Annotated in this window: 22 protein-coding genes; 6 read left to right on the top strand and 16 right to left on the bottom strand. The window is 35.8% G+C overall.

The annotated features are described in order from the left end of the window. Positions 1-4 precede the first annotated feature (4 nt). On the bottom strand, positions 5-1,123 hold the full coding sequence (locus MTX13_RS13410; protein WP_250436655.1) for a GTP cyclohydrolase: 1,119 nt from the start codon (positions 1,121-1,123) through the stop codon (positions 5-7). 18 nt (positions 1,124-1,141) lie between these two features. Continuing rightward, positions 1,142-2,131 (bottom strand): transporter, encoded by a 990-nt coding sequence (locus MTX13_RS13405; protein ID WP_250436652.1) that lies wholly within the window; start codon positions 2,129-2,131, stop codon positions 1,142-1,144. A gap of 103 nt (positions 2,132-2,234) precedes the next feature. Here MTX13_RS13405 and MTX13_RS13400 point away from each other — a divergent pair, with 103 nt between their 5' ends. Genes MTX13_RS13400 through MTX13_RS13385 form a run of 4 tightly spaced genes read left to right on the top strand, consistent with a single transcriptional unit; the run spans position 2,235 to position 7,694 of the window. Beyond that, positions 2,235-2,513, top strand: coding sequence for a DUF4834 family protein (locus tag MTX13_RS13400; protein ID WP_250436650.1), 279 nt, complete (start codon positions 2,235-2,237; stop codon positions 2,511-2,513). Positions 2,514-2,542: 29 nt separating this feature from the next. Continuing rightward, the gene (locus MTX13_RS13395; RefSeq protein WP_250436648.1) at positions 2,543-4,969 is read left to right on the top strand and encodes a YfhO family protein; all 2,427 of its coding nucleotides are present in this window, start codon (positions 2,543-2,545) and stop codon (positions 4,967-4,969) included. Next, positions 4,962-6,239: a glycosyltransferase gene (locus MTX13_RS13390; RefSeq protein ID WP_250436646.1), complete on the top strand. Its 1,278-nt coding sequence runs from the start codon at positions 4,962-4,964 to the stop codon at positions 6,237-6,239. The genes MTX13_RS13395 and MTX13_RS13390 overlap by 8 nt, the downstream gene beginning before the upstream one ends. Next, complete coding sequence (locus MTX13_RS13385; protein WP_250436643.1) at positions 6,240-7,694, top strand: lipopolysaccharide biosynthesis protein; 1,455 nt, start codon at positions 6,240-6,242, stop codon at positions 7,692-7,694. Positions 7,695-7,772: 78 nt separating this feature from the next. Here MTX13_RS13385 and MTX13_RS13380 read toward each other — a convergent pair whose 3' ends face one another. After that, positions 7,773-8,864 (bottom strand): hypothetical protein, encoded by a 1,092-nt coding sequence (locus tag MTX13_RS13380; RefSeq protein WP_250436640.1) that lies wholly within the window; start codon positions 8,862-8,864, stop codon positions 7,773-7,775. A gap of 124 nt (positions 8,865-8,988) precedes the next feature. After that, a complete protein-coding gene (locus MTX13_RS13375; RefSeq protein ID WP_250436638.1) occupies positions 8,989-11,145 on the bottom strand; it encodes a tetratricopeptide repeat protein in 2,157 nt (718 codons plus the stop codon). Between the two features lie 147 nt (positions 11,146-11,292). On the opposite strand from MTX13_RS13375, the gene MTX13_RS13370 reads away from it, so the two are divergent. Then, positions 11,293-11,751, top strand: coding sequence for an RNA methyltransferase (locus tag MTX13_RS13370; protein WP_250436635.1), 459 nt, complete (start codon positions 11,293-11,295; stop codon positions 11,749-11,751). Continuing rightward, positions 11,748-12,587 (top strand): alpha/beta hydrolase family protein, encoded by an 840-nt coding sequence (locus tag MTX13_RS13365; RefSeq protein ID WP_250436631.1) that lies wholly within the window; start codon positions 11,748-11,750, stop codon positions 12,585-12,587. Before MTX13_RS13370 ends, MTX13_RS13365 begins: the two co-directional genes overlap by 4 nt. A gap of 45 nt (positions 12,588-12,632) precedes the next feature. Here the strand turns inward: MTX13_RS13365 and MTX13_RS13360 are convergent, their stop codons facing one another. The 12 genes from MTX13_RS13360 to MTX13_RS13305 form a co-directional block, all read right to left on the bottom strand. Next, on the bottom strand, positions 12,633-13,121 hold the full coding sequence (locus tag MTX13_RS13360; protein WP_250436630.1) for a TlpA family protein disulfide reductase: 489 nt from the start codon (positions 13,119-13,121) through the stop codon (positions 12,633-12,635). Positions 13,122-13,209: 88 nt separating this feature from the next. Then, complete coding sequence (locus MTX13_RS13355) at positions 13,210-13,590, bottom strand: DUF1428 domain-containing protein (protein WP_250436627.1); 381 nt, start codon at positions 13,588-13,590, stop codon at positions 13,210-13,212. Between the two features lie 90 nt (positions 13,591-13,680). Further along, entirely contained in the window at positions 13,681-14,967 is a 1,287-nt protein-coding gene (locus MTX13_RS13350) for an APC family permease (RefSeq protein ID WP_394801251.1), read from the bottom strand. A 187-nt stretch (positions 14,968-15,154) separates the two neighbouring features. Further along, positions 15,155-15,613: an SRPBCC domain-containing protein gene (locus MTX13_RS13345; protein ID WP_250436625.1), complete on the bottom strand. Its 459-nt coding sequence runs from the start codon at positions 15,611-15,613 to the stop codon at positions 15,155-15,157. 77 nt (positions 15,614-15,690) lie between these two features. Beyond that, positions 15,691-16,866 (bottom strand): DmpA family aminopeptidase, encoded by a 1,176-nt coding sequence (locus MTX13_RS13340; RefSeq protein ID WP_250436622.1) that lies wholly within the window; start codon positions 16,864-16,866, stop codon positions 15,691-15,693. A 340-nt stretch (positions 16,867-17,206) separates the two neighbouring features. Further along, entirely contained in the window at positions 17,207-17,464 is a 258-nt protein-coding gene (locus tag MTX13_RS13335; protein WP_250436618.1) for a hypothetical protein, read from the bottom strand. A 106-nt stretch (positions 17,465-17,570) separates the two neighbouring features. Continuing rightward, positions 17,571-19,952 carry an arylsulfatase gene (locus tag MTX13_RS13330; RefSeq protein ID WP_250436616.1) on the bottom strand — a complete coding sequence of 794 codons (2,382 nt, stop codon included), beginning with the start codon at positions 19,950-19,952 and terminating at the stop codon, positions 17,571-17,573. Between the two features lie 204 nt (positions 19,953-20,156). Next, complete coding sequence (locus MTX13_RS13325) at positions 20,157-20,669, bottom strand: lipocalin-like domain-containing protein (RefSeq protein ID WP_250436613.1); 513 nt, start codon at positions 20,667-20,669, stop codon at positions 20,157-20,159. A gap of 136 nt (positions 20,670-20,805) precedes the next feature. Continuing rightward, positions 20,806-21,312 carry a hypothetical protein gene (locus MTX13_RS13320; RefSeq protein ID WP_250436610.1) on the bottom strand — a complete coding sequence of 169 codons (507 nt, stop codon included), beginning with the start codon at positions 21,310-21,312 and terminating at the stop codon, positions 20,806-20,808. A 147-nt stretch (positions 21,313-21,459) separates the two neighbouring features. Further along, entirely contained in the window at positions 21,460-23,193 is a 1,734-nt protein-coding gene (locus MTX13_RS13315) for an amidohydrolase (protein ID WP_250436607.1), read from the bottom strand. 180 nt (positions 23,194-23,373) lie between these two features. After that, entirely contained in the window at positions 23,374-24,027 is a 654-nt protein-coding gene (locus MTX13_RS13310) for a DUF6000 family protein (RefSeq protein WP_250436604.1), read from the bottom strand. A gap of 87 nt (positions 24,028-24,114) precedes the next feature. Next, positions 24,115-25,227 carry a linear amide C-N hydrolase gene (locus MTX13_RS13305; protein ID WP_250436601.1) on the bottom strand — a complete coding sequence of 371 codons (1,113 nt, stop codon included), beginning with the start codon at positions 25,225-25,227 and terminating at the stop codon, positions 24,115-24,117. Positions 25,228-25,350: the final 123 nt, after the last annotated feature.

Below are 25,350 nucleotides of genomic sequence, written 5' to 3'. Positions count from 1 at the left end.
TAACTTAAATCAATTTCTTAAATGTCTTTCGCCTTTTTATTATTTCAGAATTAAAATCTTTCCAAATTTGCTGCTCGGCTAAATTATCTTCCAATTCTGGCAATCGTATACAGGTTTCAATATTTTTTTTCACGAACACATCGTAAATATCTTTAAAAATAATAGCAGTTACACCCTTGCTTTGGTAAGTTGGGTCAACGCCAATTAAATACAACAAAGCGGTTTTATTGTGTTTTTTGGCCTTTAACAATTTTAAAAACCCAAAGGGAAACAACTTACCCTTTATTTGTTGGAGAGCTTCTGAAAACGAAGGTAAAACAATGGCAAAGGCAATCATGTTATTGTCTTTGTCAAAAACAAACTTAATATATTCTGGATCTATAAAGTTTATAAACTTTTTCTTAAAATAGGCTTGCTGTTTTTTGGTAATCGGTACGTAGGTAGGCAGTTCTTTGTATGATTCATTAAACAAGGCAAACATGTCATCTACATGGGGAATAACTTCAGAAGTTTTTGTAAAATTACTGGACCAAAGATTAAACCGTTTTTTTACAATGTCTGCAACTCGGGTAAAACGCTCTGTTGGTACTTCATCTACCTTAAATTTACTTTCTATATAAACCTTTTCCGGGCTATAACCCAATGTTTTAAAGTGCTCAATATAATAAGGATGATTGTACCAGGTTGCCATGGTTCCAATATGGTCGAAACCTTCCGTAAGCGCACCATTTTTATCTAAATTAGAGAACCCTACAGGTCCCTCTACAAATTCTAGTTGGTGTTCTTTACCAATGTCTTCAACTTTATTGAGCAAGGCTTTAGACACATTAATGTCATCAATGGCATCAAACCAACCAAAGCGCATTTTCTTGACCTGTTGTTCGTTTATTTCAATAGTATTAATAATGGCCGCAACACGACCAACCATGTTTTGATTTTTAAAAGCTATAAAAAATCGAGCTTCAGCCGATTCGAAAGCAGGATTTTTATCGGCACTTAAGGTTTCCATTTCATCAGAAATGATAGGAGGTACCCAATACTTTGAATTTTTATATAATTGAAAAGGGAAAGTTACAAATGCCTTTAATTCTTTTTTGGTTTTGACTTCTTGTAATTCTATCATAAATCGTATCGCTTGGGCTTAAATGCCATCGTCATCAAAATTGGTATCTTCTTTTTGGCGCTTATTCTTGCTTTTGCCACGCGCTTTATTTTCGCGTCGTTCTAATTCTTCCTCAGCCGATGTGCCGTCTTTTTCCTCTTTATCCTTATGGAAATCCAAACGGTACGATGCACCTAAGGTAACGCCAAATACAGCAGGTGTATCTTTGGTGTTGAAAGTAAGGGCGGTATCGAGTTGGAAATTTCTGGTCCATAAATAGGCACCACCAAATCGAATTAAATTATCGGCATAAAAATCGCTACTTATACCTTGGAATTCGCCAAAAACGGCCCACTGATCAAAAATAGATTTGGTTAAGGTTAAAACATATGAAAAATCTTGCTGATCGGTTCCAATGCGGTCCAACATAAAATTCATAACATAAACCCAACCGCTAGAAAAGTTGTTTTGCGATGCGATTAAAACACGCGGACTAATACCTTCAACGCCTGCAGCTGTATAAGGATTGTCTGATGTATCGTAGTTAATACCTGCATACACAGATACAGCTGGAATTAAGTGTTTCCATTTAAAACTATGATTGGCTTTCCAGCTATAAAGACTTGGCTGTTCTTCTCCAGAATTTTTATAAGGATCGTAAACAAGATACTTAACACCAGCGGTAAGCGACTTAAAGTTGCTATAGGTTTCTTCGCTATTAGGAATATTAGTGTAATTGCGTTTTGTGGATTGAAATGCGCCACCTACACTAACTTCCAATTGCGGAAATAAAAAACCATAACGAACGGCAAAATCAACACCGTAACTTTTGTCTTCACGATTAAGCGGATTGTGATTTTCATTTAGCAAATAGGGGCCAACTTCAAACTGAACCACATTTGTACCTACAGAGAATGCACTTAAAGATACACCTGGGCGATTAGAGTTAATAACTTCAGTATACTGCGAGAAGCTATAAAACGATGACAATAAAGAGAATGCCAGTAAATAGGTTTTGATAGATTTCATGAGTTCTTGTTTAATGCCAAATATATAGATATTATATTTTTTTTAAGTATTTAAAACAGATTTTAAGCGTTTAGAATTGTATTTTTGTTTAAAATTTTACCTCATGTTACAATACGCATCTTTAACAGGCGTGATGAAAACCATTCTTATTATTCTATTGGTCTATTACGGAATAAAAATTCTTTCTAGACTATTTGCTCCTGCGTTATTGCGATATGTTACCAAAAAAGCCGAAAAGCAATTTGGTCAACAATTTAATCAGTATAATAGCAGACAAGAGCAAACCAAAAAGGAAGGTGAAGTCTCAATTGATAAAATGCCGAATTCAAAATCTTCAAATAAAACGGTAGGTGAATATGTAGATTACGAAGAAATTGATTAATTTTCGCATTCATTCATTAATACATATTCATGCAATTTTCTCTAAAGAAAAGTATTCCACATATTTTAGTGCTAATTGGTTTTGTAGTTGTTTCACTAGCCTATTTTAGTCCGGTATTAAAAGGTAAAGCGATATTTCAAAGTGACATTATGCACTATATTGGAATGTCTAAACAGCAAAATGACTATCGTGCAAATACTGGTGAGGAAACCTATTGGACCAACAGTGCATTTGGCGGCATGCCTACCTACCAGTTAGGGGCTAAATACCCACATAATTATATTAAAAAACTAGATTTAACCCTACGTTTTTTACCACGTCCAGCCGATTATCTCTTTTTGTATTTAATGGGGTTTTATGTGCTGCTTCTGGTTATGAAAGTCGATTTTAAATTGGCGGCATTGGGAGCATTGGCATTTGGGTTTTCTACGTATCTCATTATTATTTTGGGTGTTGGACATAATGCTAAAGCGCATGCAATTGCTTATATGCCCTTGGTTTTAAGTGGCATTCTTCTCGTATTTAGACAACAATATGTTTACGGATTTTTGTTAACAGCTGTAGCTATGGCATTGGAGTTGGTGGCTAACCATTTTCAAATGACCTATTATTTAATGCTATTGGTTATTGTTTTGGGCATTGTGTATGCAATTGATGCTTATAAAAAACAGTGTTTACCGCATTATTTTAAGTCGGTTGGAATATTAGCTTTGGCAGTAGTTTTAGCTTTGGGTTTAAATGCTACAAACGTATTGGCCACTAAAGAATATGCTAGCGAAAGTACACGTAGTCAAAGTGAGTTAACCATTAACCCAGATGGTTCGCCAAAAGAAATCACTTCGGGTCTGGATAGAGATTATATTACGGAATATAGCTATGGTTTATTGGAAACCTTTAATTTATATATACCGCGTTTTATGGGTGGAGGAAGCTATGAAGATGTTGGAAAGGAATCAGCTTCTTACGATTTCTTTTTAAGTATTGGAGCCACGCCGCTTCAAGCTTTGGAGCAAACCAAGCAAATGCCTACATATTGGGGAGAACAAACCATAGTAGAAGCACCAGCTTATATTGGTGCTGTTGTACTGTTTTTATTTGTTTTGGCTTTGTTTTTAGTGAAGGGACGATTAAAATGGTGGCTAGTTAGTGGAAGCATCATGGCTTTAGTTCTGTCTTATGGCGATAGCGAACCTTTTGCGTTTATAACCAATTTCTTTATAGACTATGTGCCTTTGTATAATAAATTCAGGGCAGTGAGTTCCATTCAGGTTATATTGGAATTATGCGTACCTATTTTAGCTGTTTTTGGATTGGTACGTGTATTTAACGATTTTGATGATAAAGAAGACAAGATAAAGGCGCTTAAAGTAACCGTTATCATTAGTGCTGGATTGGCATTGGTGTTTTTGTTGTTTAAATCGTCTTTGTTCAATTTTGTTGGTGCAAACGATGGATTATACCGTCAGAATTACGGACCTCAATTCATTGATGCCATTATTAAAGACCGTAAAATGTTGTTTACCCAAGATACTATTAGGACTTTTGTATTGGTTTTGTTAACAGCAGGAGTTGTGTTTCTTTATTTGAAAGAGAAATTATCACAGACTAAAGCAATTATAGTAATAGGTCTTTTGCTAGTCTTTGATTTGGTGGGAGTAGATAGGCGTTATGTAAATAGCGATAATTTTGTTTCTGCTTTAAAAGTAAATAAACCTTACAATGCCAATCAGGCCGATTTACGCATTCAAAAAGACCCTGAACACTTTAGGGTTTTAGATGTAACTTCAGGAGGCGCCAGAGCAGCTTATTTCCATAATTCATTAGGTGGATATCATGCGGCAAAACTAAAACGCTATAACGATTTATATGAATTTCACGTATTACGAAACAACTTAAATGTATTGAGTATGCTAAATACCAAATACATTATTGCCGAAGATGATGAAGGAAATATATTTCCATATACCAATACAGAGACAAATGGTAATGCGTGGTTCGTTGAAGAAGTTAAGCAGGTCTCATCTGCTAATGAAGAAATTCAGTTGTTGGATAGTTTAAACACAAAACGCGTGGCTATAACGACCATGCCTGATGTTCCTAGTAAAACATTCAGGGTTGACTCGTTGGCAAGTATTGTAGTAGAAGACTATAAGCCTAATTATATTAGATACAAATCAAATTCAAGTTCTGATGGTTTTGCAGTATTTTCAGAAGTGTTCTATGATAAAGGATGGAATGCCTATTTAGATGGCAATTTGGTGCCGCATACACGAGTTAATTATGTTTTGCGCGCCATGCCAATTCCTTCTGGAAATCATACCATTGAGTTTAAGTTTGAACCTCAAGTTATTAAAACGGGAAGTAGCATTGCTTTGGCAAGCTCAGCTGTTTTGGTTTTACTAATTATTGGTGGCCTATGGTATCAATTTAAATCTAACACAAAAGAAAGTGCGTAAAGAGGCGCTTATTATTACGTATTATTGGCCGCCAGCTGGTGGTCCAGGTGTTCAACGTTGGTTGAAATTTGTAAAGTATTTACCCGATTATGGCGTAAAACCAATAGTGTATATACCGTCAAACCCCAATTACCCTATAATAGACGAGAGTTTAGAGCAAGAGGTTCCTACCGATGTGGCCATCATTAAGCAGCCTATAAAAGAACCTTATAAGTTTGCTGGCTTATTGTCAAGAAAAAAATCAAAATCCATAAGTAAAGGTATTATCCCAAATAAATCATCGCAAACACTGGTTGATAGGTTGTTGCTTTTTGTTCGAGGAAATTTGTTCATTCCCGATGCAAGAAAAAAATGGGTAAGGCCTTCGGTTCAGTATTTGAGCACCTATATCCGTGACTTTAATATTGAAACAGTAATAACAACGGGTCCTCCGCATAGTTTGCATTTAATTGGTTTGGAACTGCAAAAAAGCGAGGATATAAAATGGATTGCAGATTTTAGAGACCCTTGGACAACTATTGGTTATCATAAGCAACTAAAACTTACAAAGCGCTCAAAAAACAAACATAAACTGTTGGAGAAGGCTGTGTTACAAGCTGCAGATCAAATTGTGGTTACAAGTCAAGTTACGAAACAAGAATTTTCAGAAATCACAAGCAGACCTATACATGTTATAACAAATGGTTATGATGTGTTACCGCTTAACGAGAAAACATTAGATGCTAAATTTTCCTTGGCTCATATTGGTTCATTATTGTCTGAAAGAAACCCTAAAGTGTTATGGGAAGTTCTTAAGGATTTAATTGATACACATCCAGGTTTTGCTGATGATTTTCAATTAAAACTAGTGGGTTATGTGAGCGAAGAAGTCCTAAAATCCTTAAGTAATTATGATTTAATTGATTATTTAATTAATCTAGGTTATGTAACACATAAACAAGCTGTTAAAAATCAAAAACAATCACAAGTATTATTGCTAATAGAAATCGATTCACCAGATACAGTAAGTATAATTCCAGGAAAACTATTTGAGTACATGGTTTCCGGAAGACCTATTCTGGCTATTGGCCCAAAAGGTTCTGATGTTGAAGGTATTTTAAAAGAAACCAATACAGGCTCGTATTTCTATTATGATGATTACAAGGCTATTAAAGATATAATTTTAAAGTATTATTTAAGTTATAAAGACGGTAACTTACAATCGCATGGTATTGGCCTTCAAAAATATAGTCGAAAGGCATTAACCAAAACTTTAGCAGAACTCATATAAATGGGAATAGTTATAAATCAATCCATTAAAAACACCATCACAACCTATTTGGGTTTTGGTATAGGTGCTATTAATGTATTGTTTCTATTTACACAGTTCATGAGCGATGAGTATTTTGGACTGGTAACCTATATTCTCTCTACGGCTAATGTATTGATGCCCATTTTTGCTTTTGGAGTACATAATACCATAATTAAGTTTTATTCATCTTATAAAACTCGGCAAGCACAAAACAGTTTTTTAGTATTAATGTTGTTTTTACCTTTGGTGATTATTGTACCATCAGCTCTTGTTCTTTTGATAGCTTTTGATGCTATTAGCCATTGGCTGGCGGGATCAAATACCATTGTAGAGGATTATGTTTGGGTCATTTTTATAACGGCTATTTGTTTCTCGTATTTCGAAGTGTTTTATGCCTGGTCTCGCGTACAAATGCAGAGTGTTTTCGGGAACTTCATGAAAGAAGTCTTTCATAGAATTTGTATAACGGGTTTATTGTTTGCCTTGCATTATGAAATGTTAACAGTGCAAGAATTAATATATAGCATTATGATGGTGTACATATTGCGTACACTAATAATGAAATTATATGCTTATAGCTTGCGGTTTCCAAGTTTTAAGGTATCCAAAATAAGTAACTTGTCATCTATTCTAAAGTACACATCGTTAATAATAATTGCAGGATCGGTAGCTAATGTTATTTTAGAGATTGATAAGTTTATGCTTAACCGTTATATAGCCATAGAAAACATAGCGTATTATGGCGTTGCTATTTACATAGCTAGTGTTATTAGCGTACCATCACGCTCTATGCATCAAATTGTGAGTCCATTAACCGCAAAGTATTTAAACGAGAAGAATAAGTTTGAACTAAAAACTTTATATAAAAAAAGCTCCTTAAACTTATTTATAATCAGCGGATTTATTTTTTTACTCATTATTTCAAATATTAATGAGATGTATAAGCTAATTGATGATAATTATGCCAATGGATTGGTAATTGTTTTCATTATTAGTTTTTCTAAACTATTGGATAGTTTGCTAGGTAATAACAATGCTATTTTATTTAATAGCGATTATTATAGAATGGTATTGCTACTTGGTGTTTTTTTAGCAGTTTTAACGGTTGTTTTAAATATAATTTTTATACCTATGTATGGTATTAATGGAGCTGCCTTTGCGACATTTGTTGCTGTTTTCCTTTATGATTTATCCAAAATTATTTTTGTCAACTATAAATTTAAAATGTTGCCATTTAGCAACCATACAGGTAAAGTATTCATGCTTATTTTGGTAAGTATTGGTGTGTTTTATTTTTGGGACTTTGCGTTTCACCCCATTCTAAATATTGCATTAAAAACAATTTTGGTAAGCTTGTTTTACGGTTTGGTCGTTTATGTTTTTAATTTTTCTGAAGATATCACAGCTATACTCAATAAAGTGTTAAAGCGTTAAATGAGAAAATCCCACGAATGTGCTTTGAGGCGCATACTATTCGCAGGACTTTCTAACTAACCAACCAAAACGTTTATATTATCTACCAGAGCGACCTTTAGAGTTATTTCTGGTATTTCTATTTCTGTCTTTACTATATGTACGAGAATTTTGCGCTTTTGGTTTTTCATAGCGCTTATTATTTTTCATGTTTTGTGTTCTACCAGCTCTATCAACGGAAGCTACTCTTCTTGACGAGTTATTAGGACGCTTTGTTACTTGCGATCGCGTTCTAGAATTGCTTTTAATGGTACGTCTCTCATTTCTTGAATTTTCTTTTACTGCTGATCTTGAATGACGTTCAGATCGGGTAGATTGTTCTACTGAACGTCTATTGGTCGCACGGTTATTCACTTGAGACCTTCCAGTATTGGTAGTAGCTTGGCGTCTGCTAGGTGTACTGTTACGGGCTACAGTATTACGTCTACTAGTATTGGAATAGTTTCTCGTGGCCAAATCCCTGTTTCTTTGAACTGTTGTGCCACGTCTACTAGCTACAGCAGTTGTACGTCTGTAATTGTTTCTGTAGGGTGTCGTGTAGGTATATCTTACAGGCTTATAATATTGTCTGTACGGTCTGTTATAAACCACACAATGGTTATAGGCAGGAACACGGTAATATCGGTGCCAAGGCCTAAACACATAAACTCTGTTAAATGGGTTTATAAAGCCAGTACAATATGAAAAACGATTTAAGCTGTTGTAATAAACATATAGCCCGCCAACACGTGAAACATAGCCTATACGATTATAATTTATAAAAATACCCCCAACTTGTCGTACACGACCATAAAAGTCATAATAAATAGGAACATTTTCAATTTGAATGACTGCACCAAACTCGTCATACTGCACATATGGATTATAATTACAACCAGAGTTAAAACTAATGCTAACACCAGGTGTGTTTACGGCAACATTAACATTTGGACCGTAATTGGGCATATAAAAATCAAACTGGCCATCAGGAAAAACCGAAAATTCAATTCCTGCCTCTACAAATATGAACGAGTTACCATAACCAGATACATAATTTGAAGCTGAATTGTCATTTATTTTGGTGGTTGTGGCTGCATTTACAGCTAAACTAGATGTTAATATAACTGTAAAAAATAATAGAATACGTTTCATAATCGTAGAATTAAAGTTTAATATTTAAAGACGTTTCAAACAACGTGCCAAAAATGGTAACAAGAGTAAGAATGAACTGTTTTTTTAGTGTAGATGTGTGAGTAAGCGTCTGAAAAACAAACTATTATTGTAAGCCTTGCATAATTTGGTTGCTTAAATCAATTTGCCCTTGTGCTTTAAAAATCAGTGCTAGCAAATATTGGTAGTCTCTGTTTGCTGGATAAATAGCAATGGCCTTTCGAGCAAACTCTTCGGCTTTAGTATAATCTTGATTCTGATAATAATACGTGGCTATATTATAAAGCGACTGTGCATCATTAGGATTTAACTTTACGGCTTGCTTCAAATCTAATAGCGCTTGCTTGGGATTGTTTAATTCAAAGTAAAGAAGTCCTCTTAAATAATAGGCACGACTCATATCTGGAGCATTATTGATTAAAAGGTTAAGTGTTTCCAGTGCTTTTTGTGTATTGCCAACTATACTATAGCTAGTAGCCAAATTAGGGTAGGCCATAAGCAGTAAACTATCCTTTTTAATACTTTCGCTATATTGATGAATAGCATCGTTATATTGGTTTTTCTTAAAATAATAATCGCCTAACTGTAATCGTCCTGTAGAAAAGTCGGCATTGGTACGCAACATGGTTTCTAATTCAGATTGTGCTGTATTTAAATCTGATTGATTAATTGTAGAAAGCAAACTAGCATCTACGTCGGTTAGTAATTGTACGGCTCCAATGCGAACCATTCTGGTAGTGTCAGAAAGGTGTTTCGATGCGATTTGAACACGCAATTCTGGAGGAGCTGTACTGAATTTATTCAAGGCATTATATCGAACTAACGGCGAAGGGTCATCCAAACGTTTTAAAATCGTCTCGTATTGACTCTCATTGGAAATCTCAATATTGTTTATGGCCGTTGCTCGGGCAATTGCAGGATAATTCAAATCATTAATAAAAGCATTAACCAGTTCAATTTCATGAGCTGTTAACCTAGAATTGTTGGTTAATATTAAATAATCTGAAAAGTGATTTTTCCGTTCGCTACCATACCATTTCTCAATGGCTTTAGCTGCCCAGGAATTACTTTTTTCAGTATGGCATTGATTACAGGCATTGGGTGTGCCTGCACTAATACTCTGGTCGGGTCTGGGAATTCTAAAACTGTGGTCGCGTCTAAAATCATTGCCCATATAGGTTTTTCCAGTCATGTGGCAATTAATACACTGCGCACTTTCTGTATCATTCTGATGAAAATGGTGACTTGGTGAATTGTATTCTGGCTCATGGCATTGCATACATAAGTTGTTGCCCTTCATTTTTAGCTCAAGGGTATGGGCATTATGGCAATCGGTACAAGTAACACCTTTATGGTACATTTCAGACTGTAAAAAAGAGCCATATACATAATCTTCTTCTAAAATTTGACCGTCTGCATGATAGAAAGGCGTAGAAATAGTTTGTACAATATATTGATCTTCAAAATTCAAATTCGATTCAAGGGTTTGTGTCAATTTGGTACGCCTAGCATGGCATGGTGCACAACTATTCATTTGGTTTAGTTGCGTATCAAGAGTTTTTAAGTATGTATCTGTATCAGATGAATGACCGGACTTGGCCCAATCGACATGGTTTTTTGCAGGACCGTGACAAGATTCGCAGCTAACATTAACAGACGAAAAAGTGGTGTTATAACTATTGGCCTCTACGTTATAATTTTTTTCTAAATGGGTAGAATGGCACTCGGCACACATGGTATTCCAGTTTTGTGAACCACGGGTCCAATGCATCCAGTCATGCGGATTAATGGTATCTCCTGAATATTGATGATACCATGTCTTTTCAATAGTATCCCAAGTTACACGAAGCACCTGTTTTTTGCCATCTTCAAAATCAACTAAATACTGCTGTAGCGGTTCTACACCAAAGGTGTAACTAATTATATAGGTGTTTTCAGAACCATCAATTTCTTTAGTTTTCACTATAAAATCTGATCCTTCTCGAGTAAATAAATAATTTACCCCATCTATGGTTTTATTAACGTTATTAAAATCGCCCAAAACATTAGAGTCGTTAGCAACTTGCATGGCGAGATCATGATGTGAACCTTCCCAAGCTTTGTATTCTGAAGCATGACATGAAATACACTGCTCGTCTCCTATATAACCATTTGCTAGCGTGGAATTATGGGCAAATTCGCCTTGATTGGGTTTGTCTACAGTTTTATCGTCCTTACATGCAAAACTTAAAATAAAAAGAAGGAGTAAGGTGTATTTTTGCATGTTACAGTCTTGATAGTATAAACTTTTGGTTAAAAACAAAAGTAATAATTTTTTAATCTTTTATGCTGCTACTATAGAGTTTTAATACGCATTTTAGGCTTACAGAATTGTTGGTAAGAATAAGTATAGTTTAATTATTTTTGTGACATGGTTGATAATTTTACAAACGAATTTTTTGGCATAGGCATCCAAAATGGGAAAACACCTGAAAATCTAGGAGTGCTCTGGCGTTCTGCTCAAAATTTAGGGGCTAGTTTTATATTTACAATTGGCAATCGTTATGCTAAACAAGCTTGCGATACACACAATGCTGTAAAAGCCATGCCGTATTTTCATTACGACACCTTTGATGATTTTTTTAACAATCTACCTAAAGGTGCTAGGATAGTGGGAGTGGAACTAACCCATGAAGCCCAAAATTTAGAAACCTTTCATCATCCAAGACGCTGTGTGTATTTATTGGGAGCCGAAGACCATGGCTTATCAAAACAGGCTATAGAAAAAAGCCATTATTTGGTTAAGTTTAAGTCGGAGTTAAGTTTAAATGTTTCGGTTGCAGGAAGTATTGTAATGTATGATAGAAATCTGGATAAGCCACGTTCATGATACGAAAAAATGAAATATTAAGCAGAGAAGAAAGGAAACCTATAGTTTGGGATGCTTTTTTTAATCAAAATAGCCAAAAAAAACCTTTGGTTATATTTTGTCACGGCTACAAAGGGTTTAAAGATTGGGGAGCTTGGAATTTGGTAGCCAAAGAATTTGTAAAGGCCAATATGGTTTTCGTTAAATTCAACTTCTCTCATAATGGCGGAACCGTTGATAACCCTATAGACTTCCCAGATTTAGATGCTTTTGCAGAAAACAATTATTCTAAAGAACTGGAGGATTTAGATGCCATGCTTAACCATTTGCTGGCTGCAAACAACCCGTTTCGTAATGAAATTGATGCTAGAGATATAACAGTTATAGGGCATTCTAGAGGTGGAGGCATAGCCATTATTAAAGCCAGTGAAGATAATCGTATAACCAAACTGATTACCTGGGCAAGTATTTGCGATTTTGGAAAAAGGACCGCTACTGTTGGTGATTTGGAGCAATGGAAAAAAGATGGTGTAAAATATGTTCTAAATGGTAGAACCAAACAACAAATGCCTCATAATTATCAATTTTATGAAGATTATATGGCAAATAAAGAGCGTTTAAATATTAAAAAGGCCATTAAAAGCTTAACCATACCTGTTTTAATTGTTCATGGAACGGATGACCCTTCTGTGTTCTTTTCAGAGGCTGAAAGTTTACATGCCTGGAATAGTAGCACAAATCTTTTTGCCATGGCTAACGCAAACCACGTGTTCAACTCCAAACACCCTTGGGAAGAAAACAAGCTGCCTGACGCCTTACAACAGGTTGTGGATAAAAGCATTGACTTTATAAAATAATGCCTTTTAATTTGGTATAAAGCCTATTATAAATTAGCGGTTTGTTTAATTATTTTTAATAAGCTTATCTATAACCTCTTCGGTTAGTTCGTGCCCTTCCAGGTGAGGCCAGCCTTCCCAAACAACAATCCCTTCAGGGTTTATTATAACACAATGCGGTATACCTTGAACCTCATAAATACGATTTAAGCGTTTTTGGGTGTCTATAGCACTGTAATAATTCATTTTAGGGCTTTTCATGCTCTTAACTTTTGAACTCGGCTCGTCACTAATTCCAATAACAACCAAGTTGTCTTTAAATTTCGCATGAAATGCATTCAACTCCGGAATAGCTTTTTTACAAGGGCCGCACCATGTGGCCCAAAAGTCAATTAAAATAAATTTACCTTCGGTATCAGGCTTATCGGTTAACCAGGTTTCAACCACCAGTTCAGGAGCTTCTTGGTTTATAAACGATTTTGCCCAAATTTTTTTGTCTTGGGCATTAATATGGCATAAGGAAAGTAGAGCAATAAGTAGAAAAAATGGTCTCATGTTTTAAAGGGAAAAATGTAGTGTAGTTTGTTGGTTAAAGTGCTAAAGTAATAATTATAAGTTTATAATAGAATTCTATTTACAGTTCCTATTCGCTTAAATCTACAAGCGGTTTAAATCCGCCATATACCATTCTGCTGGCATCAAAAATTAGCTGTTTTGGGTTAACCAAAGGTGCTACTAGTTCAGCCATTCTAGGATCTAAAGGTACTTTTTTGTTGGCCATATCACGCACGTATTTCGATGGAAAAATAACCCAGCCAAATATAATGACTTCATCTTTCGTAGCACCAATAGTTTCTGCGAAAGATTTTGTGCCTTCCAAAGTCAAATCATCACCTACATACTCAAAGTAGGCAATAGCACCATATTCTTTCCAAATTTTGGCTACGTGCTCTGCTACTTTTTTATATTCTTTTAAATAAATTTTTGGAATAGGGTGTACAAAGCCATCAATGTAGTTTTTCATAGTATTGTTTTTTAAATATAGTATTCATAATCTGTGGTACGAATTGCTATGCAGTTAATATACCTAAATGGTTCTCTTTAGAAGCCCTATTTAGCTAGTTTTTTTCTCAACTTTTTTATAAACCCATTCAATAATAAAGCATAGTAGAATAATACCCATTGAAACCAGTATGCCAGTTAAATTATCACTAACCTGTTGTTTGACAAGAGTAATCAAAGCCAAGCTACATAATAGAACTCCAAATAAGGGAATTATTTTTTTGGTTTGCATTTTAGCAGCCAGTTTATAACCTACATAATTAACAATGCCAAAAATAATTATGAATCCAATGCTGCCTGCTGTTGAGATGCTTTCCAGGTTAAGTAAATTAACCAAAATAAGAGTAGCTACTGCGGTTATCATAAGACCAATGGGTTGATTCCAAAGCTTGGCGACAAAGTGATGGGGTAGCTCATCGTCTTCAGCAATTTCAAAATTGACTTTGCTTCCTCCATATAACGACGCGTTAATAGCAGAAAATGTAGAAATTAAAGCCGCTAGGGTTATTATGGTAAAACCAATTTGCCCTAACATAGGTTTTGCGGCTTCAGCTAACACATAATCTTTTGCCTTTGCAATTTGCTCAAAAGGCAAAGAACCAACAGTAACCAATGCTATTATGATATATAATAGAATTACAAAAATGACAGAATAATAATAGGCCTTCGGTATGTTTTCTTCCGGATTGTCAATATCAGGCGCAGCATTGGCAATCAATTCAAAACCTTCATAGGCAACAAAAATTACCATTCCGCCTGCAAATAATTTTAAAGGACTTTCCCAATTGGAAATGGCTAATTGACCAACATTGGGATTCCCAATTAATCCGTATGCACCAATACCAATAAACCCAATGAGAATAATTAATTTTATAAGAACAGCATACGCTTCAATTTTACCAACCACAGAAATACTATAATAGTTTATAGCAGTAGCAAGTAATATTATGGCACTGGCATAAATATGAAAGTCTATGGTTTTATCGTGGGTTATTTCCCAAAGGTTGGGAGCATAAGAACCAAAAGCCGAGGCATAAAGCGATAACATAACAATATAGCTTACCCATAACAAATTGTTAATAGCACCACTAAAAATAGTTTTTCCAAAACCTTGATTAATAAATTTAACCGTTCCGCCACGATCTGGAAATTTTTTTGAAAGATTTATATAACTGTAGGACGTAATAAGAGCCAGAATACCAGCAAATAAAAAGGCCAGAGGTGTACCACCTTTAGCTAATGAAACTGCTAAACCCAAAACGGCAAATATACCACCGCCAACCATACCACCAATTCCGATAGATATGGCATCTTTTAGACTTATTTTTTTCGATTTTATCACTGTCTTCAGGATTAAAAAAATGGTTCTTAATAGAGATTAAATACTTAATATAATAAAGCAGTTTTTTTATCCTTTATGATTTCATGACGAATATGTCTTAAGAACTTTATCAACATAACTACTTTTAATTGTTGCGTTAAGGAGTATTATACCATAGGATTCGTAGCTAGAATAACATAAAATACTAACCCTCAACTATTTTTTTAAGCGTGTTTAAGGCTTTTGGCCATAAGTTATTAAAATAGTCAATATAATCATCAGCAGTATCCATTTCAACTGTTACCGTTGTAATACCATTGTGTTCTTGAAATGAGTAGTTTTCCAAGCCTCCTGCCCAGCTGTCAACGTGTTCACCAGAGGTTATTTCAGTATCACCATCAAGTATGCCGTAGTGTCTTATGGATACGTATTCAAATGGGATGTTTTCTGCAATTTCAGAAACCATTCCACCACGCTTGCCATTTTCATCGGTTCCAATAAAGTACATTTTAGCGCCTTTGTTCCAACTGCCTTCATAAGTAGAAGTGGGATTAAATTCAGCAGTCCATTGTTCATATGTAGTGATATCATTTAAACCTAGCATAGTTTCATATACTGTTTTACAAGAGGCTTTTATGTGTTCTTTAAATTCTATTTTTTTCATGAGTTCATAATTCAATTAGTGTAGCTATATGTATGGTTTAATAAAAGACCATTGTGGTTCCAACATAATTACCCGTGTTATTCTTTTATTCTGTTGTATTGTTTTAGGGTTTCTATAAGTAAATCGTGAGGTAGGGCATAGGCCTTGTTTCCATTAATGCCTTCCATATCTTCTGCCGCTACCATGGCATTTATAATGGCCTCTTCAACAGCTTGTACGGTGGCTTCAAAAACAGGCATCAGTAAATCGTTAGACATGGTTTCCACGGTTCTCATGTCATCACGACTAAACGCATTCTCATTGGCTGTTGAAAATGCCAAGAAGATATCTCCAGAGCCATTACTACCACGACCGCCAACAATCCCCACACCTAAAGGAATTCTCTGTGCAACTCTTTTTAATTGGTGTGGTAATAAGGGCACATCTGTGGCGATTATTACTATAATAGAACCGTCTCCTTCTTGTCTTCTTGATTGTGGTGGTGCTTTATACTCGTAGCCTAAAGTATCTTTTAATGCTATACCCACTGGAACACCGGCTATCGATAGGTTTCTTTTAGCTCCAAAATTAGACTGCACCAGAGCTCCAATCGTATAATCCGTACCTTTTATTTTAAAAACGCGTGACGATGTTCCGGTACCACCTTTAAAACCCAAACACATCATACCAGTTCCGCCTCCAATATTGCCTTCAGCTAGTTTTCCACTTGATGCATTGTCAATGGCTTCCAGTACATGTTCCTCCTTAACATGAAACCCGTAAATATCATTTAAAAAGCCATCATAAGTTTCAGCTACAACAGGATACGTATACCACCAATCTTCACCATTGTACCAATCGGTGTCAACATACCATTTCAATACAGCTTGTCTCACCTCTCCAACACTATTGGTATTGGTTATCATTATTGGGGTTTCCAGAAAACCTGACTCGGTTACCCAAGTTGTGCCCGTCATTTCGCCGTTGCCATTTAAACTATACCAATTGGCATAAACAGGACTAAATTTTTTAGCTTTTCCTCTCGGGAAAATGGCCGTAACTCCAGTTCTAATAGGGCCTTCACCTACAATGTTTTTGCCTTCGCCAGAAATAATAGTACTATACCCAACCTCAACACCCTTTACATCAGTAATGGCATTAAAAGTTCCTGTTGTTCCCACAAAAGGAACGCCTAAATCCCTAGCTCTCGGTTTTTGACTATACAATTGCGAGCAAAAAAATATGACTACAAAAAAAAGAATTGTGTTTTTCATGTGGGTTGGTTTTAAGGTTTTGTTAAGGTGATGGAAATCTAAAGATAGCAAATTGCCTTGACAAATATCATAACTTAAAGATTTGTACGAAGTATGAGCTGATAAAGAATTTAATAAACTTTGCTGAATGCTCATGTCATGTTTTTCTATGTCAAACGCCCTTTTTTAAGAATCTTGAAATCCACGAAAAGAATAAAACCAACATACTTCCAATACCAATACCATAACTTAATCGCCAAAACCATCTCATGGCTACTTGACCGCCCTGAAAAGTTTCTCTTTCAGTAAATGTGAATGAAAGGTTACCTGCTAGTAAATAGGATATAGGAACCCATAGAACTCAAAGTAGGATAATGATTTTCAATAACCCAGCAAGAATGTGATGCACCGTTAGTGAAGGTTTTCTCATTTCCTTTATACCCCAATATACTGTTAAGGGTAAGGCAATCATGCCTATCCAGGTTATTATGGTTCCTAACGGAATTACCTCGTTATTATCTATTGATACTGTCAATAACGAAGAACCTGTTGCCAATAGTGTGGCGACAGTCAGGGTTAGAATCAGACAACTGTAAAAGTAGATGTTTGGTTTCGTCATGTTTTCAATTATTTTCAAAGTAAAACATAAAGGGCATTTAAATGCCCTTTACAGTTACAGTATATGGTTATTGGTTGTTTCTGCTGAAATAGCAAAACTTCAAAAATTAATTCATCCCGATATCAACGGTCACTCGTTTTATTTTTCCGGTAAACTTATTGTCTCCTTCTTTGTAGTCATCAGTAACATTGGTTTCATTGTCTATACCCACATCTACACCTTCGTCACCAGAGTAGGCAAAGGGTTGGGTTTTGGGTATATAACCTTCGGCCACTTTTTTGTCATCAATATATAAAGCGCATTTACCACCAGTTCCTGGTTTAGGTTCATCTACCAAAAACTCATATTTAATTTTGTGTTTTCCGGCATCAAGGTTTGATGATGATGCAATATTAGTATGGTCAAGTCCAAAATAATTGTAATCATGATGTACTTTACCATTTTTCATATATAATGACCAACCACCAAATCTACCAGCCTGACTGATAATAACTCCGTCCGTATTTGTGTCTTTTAAATCTACCTCGGCAACAATGGTGTAATTCTTACTCTTATTATTTATGAAAACATTTTCCATAATGCCAGTCATACCTTCATAAAGTGTGAGTGATGTACGGTCTCCAATAATATCACCTCTTCCTGCTATTTCTGCATTAAAGCGTTCAGCTCTTCTATCATCAATAGGATAAACATGATTGGCTATGGCTTCTTTTTCAAAAAGTTCTTGTAATTCTTTCAACTTTTCTGGGTTTTCGTCTGCAAGATTATTGGCTTGTGAAAAGTCTTCATCAACATGGTACAGTTCCCACACATCGCTTTCCAAGGGTGGTAATTCTTGTGCCATTAACCAAGGCACAGAATGCCGTGTAGAAGCGGTCCAACCGTTGTGATAAATACCTCGGTTACCAAACATTTCAAAATATTGCGTGGTATGTGTTTCGGGTGCATTGGCATCTTCAAAAGAGAACATAAAAGAAGTGCCGGCAAATGGTGTTTGTTCAGTTCCATTTACCGAGGTAGGAAAAGGTAATCCAGCAGCTTCTAAAACGGTTGGCGCCACATCGGTTACATGGGTAAATTGTGAGCGTATACCACCTTTAGATTTAATACCATTAGGCCAATGTACAACCATACCGTTACGCGTACCGCCAAAGTGCGAGGCAACCTGTTTAGTCCACTGAAAAGGAGCATTGGTAGCATGTGCCCATCCAATGGCAAAATGAGGGAATGTACTAGGGCCACCCCAATTATCTATATGGTCCATCATTTGCGACGCTTCTCCAACAATACCATTCAACGCCATTAGCTCATTGTACGAACCTTCAGGGCCTCCTTCTGCACTCGAGCCATTATCGCCAATAACATAAAGAAACAGGGTATTGTCTAATTCACCTATTTCCTCTAAAGCGTTTACCAATCTCCCAACTTCATGATCAGTGTGTTCTGCAAAAGCAGCAAACACTTCCATTTGTCGTGCAAACAAACGTTTTTGTTCAGGTGTTTGGCTATCCCAAGATGGTATTTCTGCAGGTCTTTCTGTAAGCTGAGTATTTTCTGGAACAATACCCATAGCCTTCTGGCGGGCTAGGGTTTCTTCTCTCAATTTGTCCCATCCCTGATCAAACTGACCTTTGTATTTATCAATGTATTCTTGCGGCACATGGTGCGGAGCATGCGTTGCTCCTGTAGCATAGTAAATGTAAAATGGCTTATCGGGAGTTAGTGCTTGTTGCGCACTTACCCAGTTAATAGCCTGATTAGTCATATCAGTAGTAAAGTGATAATCCGGACTTCTTTCAACTTCTACACGCACAGTACCATCATAAACTGCAGGTGCCCATTGGTTGGTTTCACCACCAATAAACCCATAAAATTTATCGAAACCAGAGCGCGTTGGCCATCTATCAAACGGTCCTGAAAGCGAAGCTTCCCAAGGCGGAGTTTCATGATATTTACCAAACATAGCAGTACTATACCCGTTTAATCGCAGCATCTCTGCAAGTGGCGCAACACTGTTTGGCCGTATACCAGTGTTTCCTGGGAAACCTGTTGCCAATTCCATAATGGCTCCTGCATTATTTTGATGGTGATTTCTTCCGGTTAATATGGCAGTACGTGTAGGCGAACAAAGTGCTGTAGTGTGAAAACGATTGTATCGTAGTCCTTCATTAGCAAGTCTATCAGCGGTTGGCTCGTTTATTGGGCCACCAAAAGTACTTGCTGCACCAAATCCTTGGTCATCAATTAATACAATAACGACATTGGGTGCGTTTTCTGGCGCTTTCACATCAAAACGAGGTGGTGCTGTGGCATTGCGGGCGTCTAGTTCAGTAATTGCGGCATAAGTTGGTTCTTTAATGGGGAGAACGGTTCTATCTAAACGGTTATCGTTTGCCGCTACAGGTTCAGCCTTTTCAGCTGGTTGTTGGCAAGCCACTGCAAAAAGCACGGTGCCTACAAGCAATAAAATACCTAATTTTTTCATCATTTAAGATTTTTGGTGGGTTATTTAAAAACAATTTTGCTTTTATTATCAGGGAGTTACACTGCTAAAGATAGACAAAATTTGTATAAAATCAGAGAGTTTTTGTTCCGTTTTACATATAGTGTAATGCCCAAAGATTAGATTGTAACTTATTAGCTAGTGTTTTTTGGTTCAAGGATTACCATTAACCGTAAGGGAAACTAATATTTATTCACTATCATTTAGCTTAACCCATTTTAGGCGAATTTTTGGATAGGTGTTGGTTAGCGGATTTAGAATTAAGGTGTCTCCTAAAAACTGATATTTCCGTTTCGCTATTGTTCCCCACAGGTTTTGAAAATTAACCGATTCTATATGATGTTCAATTAGGCCTAGACTGTCATTCACTTTATATTTTCCAAAATATACAAAGTTATCAGCCAAATGTCTTAAGTCCTTTAATGTTAAACTATCAAGCCCACCGCTTCCTTCAAATGCATAGTTTTCATAATTTTCAGTTACATGATGCACACCCATTCCACCTTTGCCATCGTAAATAATAAACCCTTTTCGGTTTTTGTAATGGTCTTGTCTAGGTTTCCATGCAGAAATGGAGTCCGCTTGAATTTCTACTATATGTAGTGCCCACCTTCCTGTAAACTTATTAAAATCAGACGGTTCATTTCCTTTACAGCATACAAGAAGTAAAGTCAGTATAAGTATGGTTTTCAGGTTTTTCAACTCAAAGCTTTTAATTAAAACATGGGTTTGCGTATGGTTCGTTGCGGAAAACCTACTAGGATTTTACGCCGTAGTCGAAAGATAGCAAATTGCAATGAAAGAATCAATGAACAATAGCCGGAGTTGAGTGCTGCTTTTATTTCAGCTCATATCTTTTTTCATAAATTGATAAAAGCGAAAATCCATCGTCAAAAATAATTCTATTCCCTTCTATTTTTCCATGTCTTATTTTTCTCAAATAATAATTTGTTCTACCTCCGCTAGATGGATAAAATTTTTCTAACTCAATTAAATTGTCAGTTATTTTAAATTTCCCTCCATAGTTTATTGAATTTTTCGAAATGTCATTTGATTTTGGATAAAGCACAGATGTGAATTTAAAGTATCCGTCATTATGAAACATCAAAACCATACGGTTTTTCTTTTCTTGTTCGTTATAAAATCTGCCTTCGAAAATTTGAACATAATATGCTGAAGTATCAATCTTTGTCAAATCTTTTTCGCATGGAATAGACTTGAATTTATATTGAACTTTGTTGTTTAAAATTCGTTCACCGTTTTCATTTTTTGGTATTCTATGATACCCTATACAACCAATTATGGTGGAAAATAAAATCAATAAAAGAAAACATTTTTTTAACATCAATTATTGGTTTTTTTGAGTGTTTTTTCAAATTGTAGATTACGGTTTGTACATGGCTCGTTGCGTGTTTCAGCAACTAATTTAGCAAACATTAACTAACCAGAGGAATTCTGAAGGAATTCTGAACAGACTTACACTAGTTAATTGCTAATAGCCATTGTTGGTATTAGTTTTAATCTTATAAATTGATTGGCCTTCCTTTATTGTTTCAAGTACGTTAATTTCCTTAATTAAATCAGTCTCAATTTTTAAAGGGTTTTGGTCTATAATCACAAAATCCGCTAATAATCCTTGTTTTATCATTCCCTTTCTATTTTCTTCAAACATTTGATAAGCTCCTCCTGTTGTCAAAGCTTGCAACGCTTCATATGCACTTAAATTTTCATTTTGATCTAATTTTAGGCCAGATCTCGTTTCTCTAGTCATTGACGTCCACAAAATAAAAAACGGATCAAGTGGTGTTACATTGAAGTCTGAATGATTGGAAACAACCAAACCAGCATTTATCGCTGACTTCATTGGACTAATAAAGCTTCCTCTTTTTGCGCCTTGATTTGCTGTGTGGTCGTCTCCCCAATAAAAACAATGATTAGTAAAATAAGTAGGGCTGATTCCCAGTTTTGCAAATTTTTCAATTTGATCTTTACGGTGGAATTGTGTATGAATGGAAACAGTTCTTCTATCTTGATCTGCTTTTGCTTCAACACTTTCCATAGCATAAATAAGATCATCACTTGCAGCATCTCCATTAACATGAACAAATACCTGAAGTCCAGAATTCCAGAATTCAGAGAACAACGAAGTAAATTCATCTCTCGTCATAGTGGGTTCGCCAAACCAATCGGGTTCGCCAGCTGGTCCATCTGTTAAATATTCCTCAGACATGTAAGCCGTTTTTCCTTGTGGAGATCCGTCCTGGACAATTTTAACTCCCTGAAACTTGAGATGATTGGAATATTCTTGGTCAAACGTAATTTCGGAATTAGCCCACTTATCTTTTTCAGCAAATAACATGAGTACAGCTAAATCTATATCAAGTTTGCCTTCCTTGGCAGCCTTTTTTAAAAAGATAGCTTCGTGTGTAAAAGTTGCACCATCTTGGGCATGTGTATAACCATTTTCTGCATATTGCCTCACAACATCTTCAACACTATTCATTAATTCCGTTTCGTTTGGTTTAGGTTTTTTTGCCTTAACAGGTAAGTAAGCTGTTTCGAATACCATACCTGCTGGCTCCATGCTTCCTTCCATTCTTGCTATAACACCACCTGCTGGTTGTTCCGTTTTGGCATTAATACCTGCCCATTCAAGGGCTTTAGAGTTAAGAACCGCTCCATGATTTGAAATATGCACTAACATCACTTTGTGATTTGGTAATACTTCATCCAATTCCGCCTTGGTGATGTCTCGATTCTCTTCTAATTGAAATGGGTCATATCCCCAACCAATGACCCATTCACCTTCAGCTATATTTCTTGAATTTTTCAATTCTACCAGTGCATTTTGAATATCATTGAAATTCTTGACTTCACCCATCGGTGGACTACTAAGGTTTGCTTGGTTAACTAAACCTAGTGCGATGCTAAAATGGCTATGAGAATCTATAAATCCGGGCAGCATAGTATTACCATTTAAATCTTTTTTTTGGGCATCTTTAAATTGAGATTCTGCTTCTTTCAGTTTTCCCACAAAAAGAATTTTACCTTCTTGCTCTACAACTGCTTCTGCATATTGAGGCTCATTGCCGTCCATTGTTACAATATCACCGCCAAAATATAATGTAGCGGGTTCTTGCTTTTCAGGATTGTTCTTCTGATCCTTACCGCAAGAAGCAATCAATAAAGGAAGTAAAAGGATAAAGATTGAAATATGTCGTCTCATAGTAAAAGTTTTAATAGTTACCAACGGTACGTATAACAGTCAGTTACGGGATTAAAGTTAATGATTTTCGGTTAAGCACAGACGTTAGCAATTCCGAGTGGATTCCAGCCTGTCCCGAGCGTAGTCGAGGGATAGTCGAATCCGCCGACACGAGCGTAGCGACTGGCGAAGCAATTGCGGTTATACATTGTTGTACGCAGTTTTTATTTTATTTAAACTCTCCATTTGACTTTCAAATCCCTCAAATGAATGTTCTAAATTTTGAGCATATTTGTCGGAAACCCAATCTTTGTATAAATCCAAATATTTTTCCATTTCATTTGTTCCGTTAAGTTGGTCAGTCCATTTTAGTGCGGACATAGCGTCTCTTTGGTCAAAATGTAAATGTTTTTGTGTCAGATAATAATCAAGATATTTTTTTAAATATTCAATTCCATTTTTTGTGTTGAAAGAAGCTAAAGTCAAACAATATCCTGTTGCAGCATAACAAACTTGACTTTTTAAAAGATGAATTCCGATTATATCCTCAACTTCTTTTAAATCCATTATTGTCGAGAAATACGCTCCGACAATTCGTGTTCTCCAATTAAAATCGCCGAGTAAGTTCTTAACAACATCAGTGTTCAAATCGTCTTTTATTGGCTTAAGTTTCTCTATAAATTCATTCGTATTATTTATCTGAAACATATAGAAAGGAACGCACCACTTTTTTATAAAATCAGGTTCGAGTTTTGTTTCGTTAGAGTAATGCACCAATTCCTCAAATGAACTTTTGTGTCTTACTGTTGCTCCAGCAGAATGTAATTCGATTTGTCTTTTTGTGTTTTCGTCCATTTTCGGTTCGGGCAAATTGCGTACAACGGTTTGGCTATGCGCAGTATCCCGAAGGGTATTGCGTATAGGCGTTGTTGGCAGTAGTTTTTAATTTTGCATTGGTGTTACATCTTTAATTTCTTGATTATTGGACATATTATCCTTGATTAGAGTCTCCTTTACTGTTGAAAAATCAATTTCATTCAAGTTGATTTTACGGATATTTCTATTGCCCATGGTATGAAAATAGTAAATTTTGTTTTTCAAATCAGAAGCACTTGTAATTTGAGTTACACTCTCCATATTATTTGGTATTTTATCCGCAGGAACATGAGCTCCTATTGGAATATTGAAATTGTCCAATATTCTAAATGTTTCAAAAACGGCATCTATACTTGTTTCTAAAGGTCTACAGGTTGCAGAAAATGTAGCTGCTCTTACAAACCTTGAGGGAGAGCTAAAGTCACCAGGTAATCCAATCAGACCAGAACCACCGCCAAAGTTCTTTAATATATCTGTTCCAAATATTTTTGATTCGCTAGGAGCGGGCGAAAGTTTAATGTAGTTTGTTAGGTTTATCAAATGCCAATCATAAGTAGGAGCATTTGTTATTACCCCTAAAAATGGGTCATATACTTTAATTTCTCCATTATTAATAATTTCTATGATTTTACTACTACCAGTGGAATCAGCTATTTTCATATGAAAAGGCATTGGGGCACCTCCGTATTCCTTACTGTCTACTTTTACTACCTTTATTTTGTCAAGATTTGTCAGAACTTCTTCAACACTACTGAATGATGAAAGAACCCATTGCATAAATCCTCCTAGACTTAAGGATTTATCAGCATCCTCGACAGTATAGTCAGCATAGTCAGCAAAATTTGGCAGGTAATAGACTCCTACATAAAGACCCTTTTCATTTAGTCCATCTGGGCCAAAATCTTGTCCGTAAGCTGTCATAGTTATAAAGCCATATTTTCCTTTCCATTCTTTGCAACTGATGTTTTCTTGCGGCAAGCCTCTAAATTTCTTATTTCTAGGCACGACTAAAATATCATTCAGATGAGCGTTGCTTAAAGCCCATTCTACTGTACGACCTACAACAATACCTCCATCTTTAGAGCATAATGTAATGCCCGTACAAGCGAATGCTCCATGATTTGTAGTAAGTAAAAAAGTGATGAATATTAAAACTAATTTGTTAATTGAATTCTTCATATAGTTTGTTTTTAATGCGGCATTAAATTACTGCCAACGGTTTTGTGTATGGCTCGTTGCGGAAAAATCCGCAGGATTCTTTCCGCCGTAACCGAAAGATAGCAAATTGCAATGAATTCCGAT

The organism is Hanstruepera flava, assembly GCF_023634025.1.
Lineage (GTDB): Bacteria > Bacteroidota > Bacteroidia > Flavobacteriales > Flavobacteriaceae > Hanstruepera > Hanstruepera flava.
This window is presented reverse-complemented; position numbering and strand designations above follow the sequence as displayed.

Coding starts and splice junctions, on each gene's coding strand:
- MTX13_RS13410 (WP_250436655.1), bottom strand. CDS start 1,123: ATGATAGAATTACAAGAAGTCAAAACCAAAAAAGAATTAAAGGCATTT.
- MTX13_RS13405 (WP_250436652.1), bottom strand. CDS start 2,131: ATGAAATCTATCAAAACCTATTTACTGGCATTCTCTTTATTGTCATCG.
- MTX13_RS13400 (WP_250436650.1), top strand. CDS start 2,235: ATGTTACAATACGCATCTTTAACAGGCGTGATGAAAACCATTCTTATT.
- MTX13_RS13395 (WP_250436648.1), top strand. CDS start 2,543: ATGCAATTTTCTCTAAAGAAAAGTATTCCACATATTTTAGTGCTAATT.
- MTX13_RS13385 (WP_250436643.1), top strand. CDS start 6,240: ATGGGAATAGTTATAAATCAATCCATTAAAAACACCATCACAACCTAT.
- MTX13_RS13380 (WP_250436640.1), bottom strand. CDS start 8,864: ATGAAACGTATTCTATTATTTTTTACAGTTATATTAACATCTAGTTTA.
- MTX13_RS13375 (WP_250436638.1), bottom strand. CDS start 11,145: ATGCAAAAATACACCTTACTCCTTCTTTTTATTTTAAGTTTTGCATGT.
- MTX13_RS13370 (WP_250436635.1), top strand. CDS start 11,293: ATGGTTGATAATTTTACAAACGAATTTTTTGGCATAGGCATCCAAAAT.
- MTX13_RS13365 (WP_250436631.1), top strand. CDS start 11,748: ATGATACGAAAAAATGAAATATTAAGCAGAGAAGAAAGGAAACCTATA.
- MTX13_RS13360 (WP_250436630.1), bottom strand. CDS start 13,121: ATGAGACCATTTTTTCTACTTATTGCTCTACTTTCCTTATGCCATATT.
- MTX13_RS13355 (WP_250436627.1), bottom strand. CDS start 13,590: ATGAAAAACTACATTGATGGCTTTGTACACCCTATTCCAAAAATTTAT.
- MTX13_RS13345 (WP_250436625.1), bottom strand. CDS start 15,613: ATGAAAAAAATAGAATTTAAAGAACACATAAAAGCCTCTTGTAAAACA.
- MTX13_RS13340 (WP_250436622.1), bottom strand. CDS start 16,866: ATGAAAAACACAATTCTTTTTTTTGTAGTCATATTTTTTTGCTCGCAA.
- MTX13_RS13335 (WP_250436618.1), bottom strand. CDS start 17,464: ATGACGAAACCAAACATCTACTTTTACAGTTGTCTGATTCTAACCCTG.
- MTX13_RS13330 (WP_250436616.1), bottom strand. CDS start 19,952: ATGATGAAAAAATTAGGTATTTTATTGCTTGTAGGCACCGTGCTTTTT.
- MTX13_RS13320 (WP_250436610.1), bottom strand. CDS start 21,312: ATGTTAAAAAAATGTTTTCTTTTATTGATTTTATTTTCCACCATAATT.
- MTX13_RS13315 (WP_250436607.1), bottom strand. CDS start 23,193: ATGAGACGACATATTTCAATCTTTATCCTTTTACTTCCTTTATTGATT.
- MTX13_RS13310 (WP_250436604.1), bottom strand. CDS start 24,027: ATGGACGAAAACACAAAAAGACAAATCGAATTACATTCTGCTGGAGCA.
- MTX13_RS13305 (WP_250436601.1), bottom strand. CDS start 25,227: ATGAAGAATTCAATTAACAAATTAGTTTTAATATTCATCACTTTTTTA.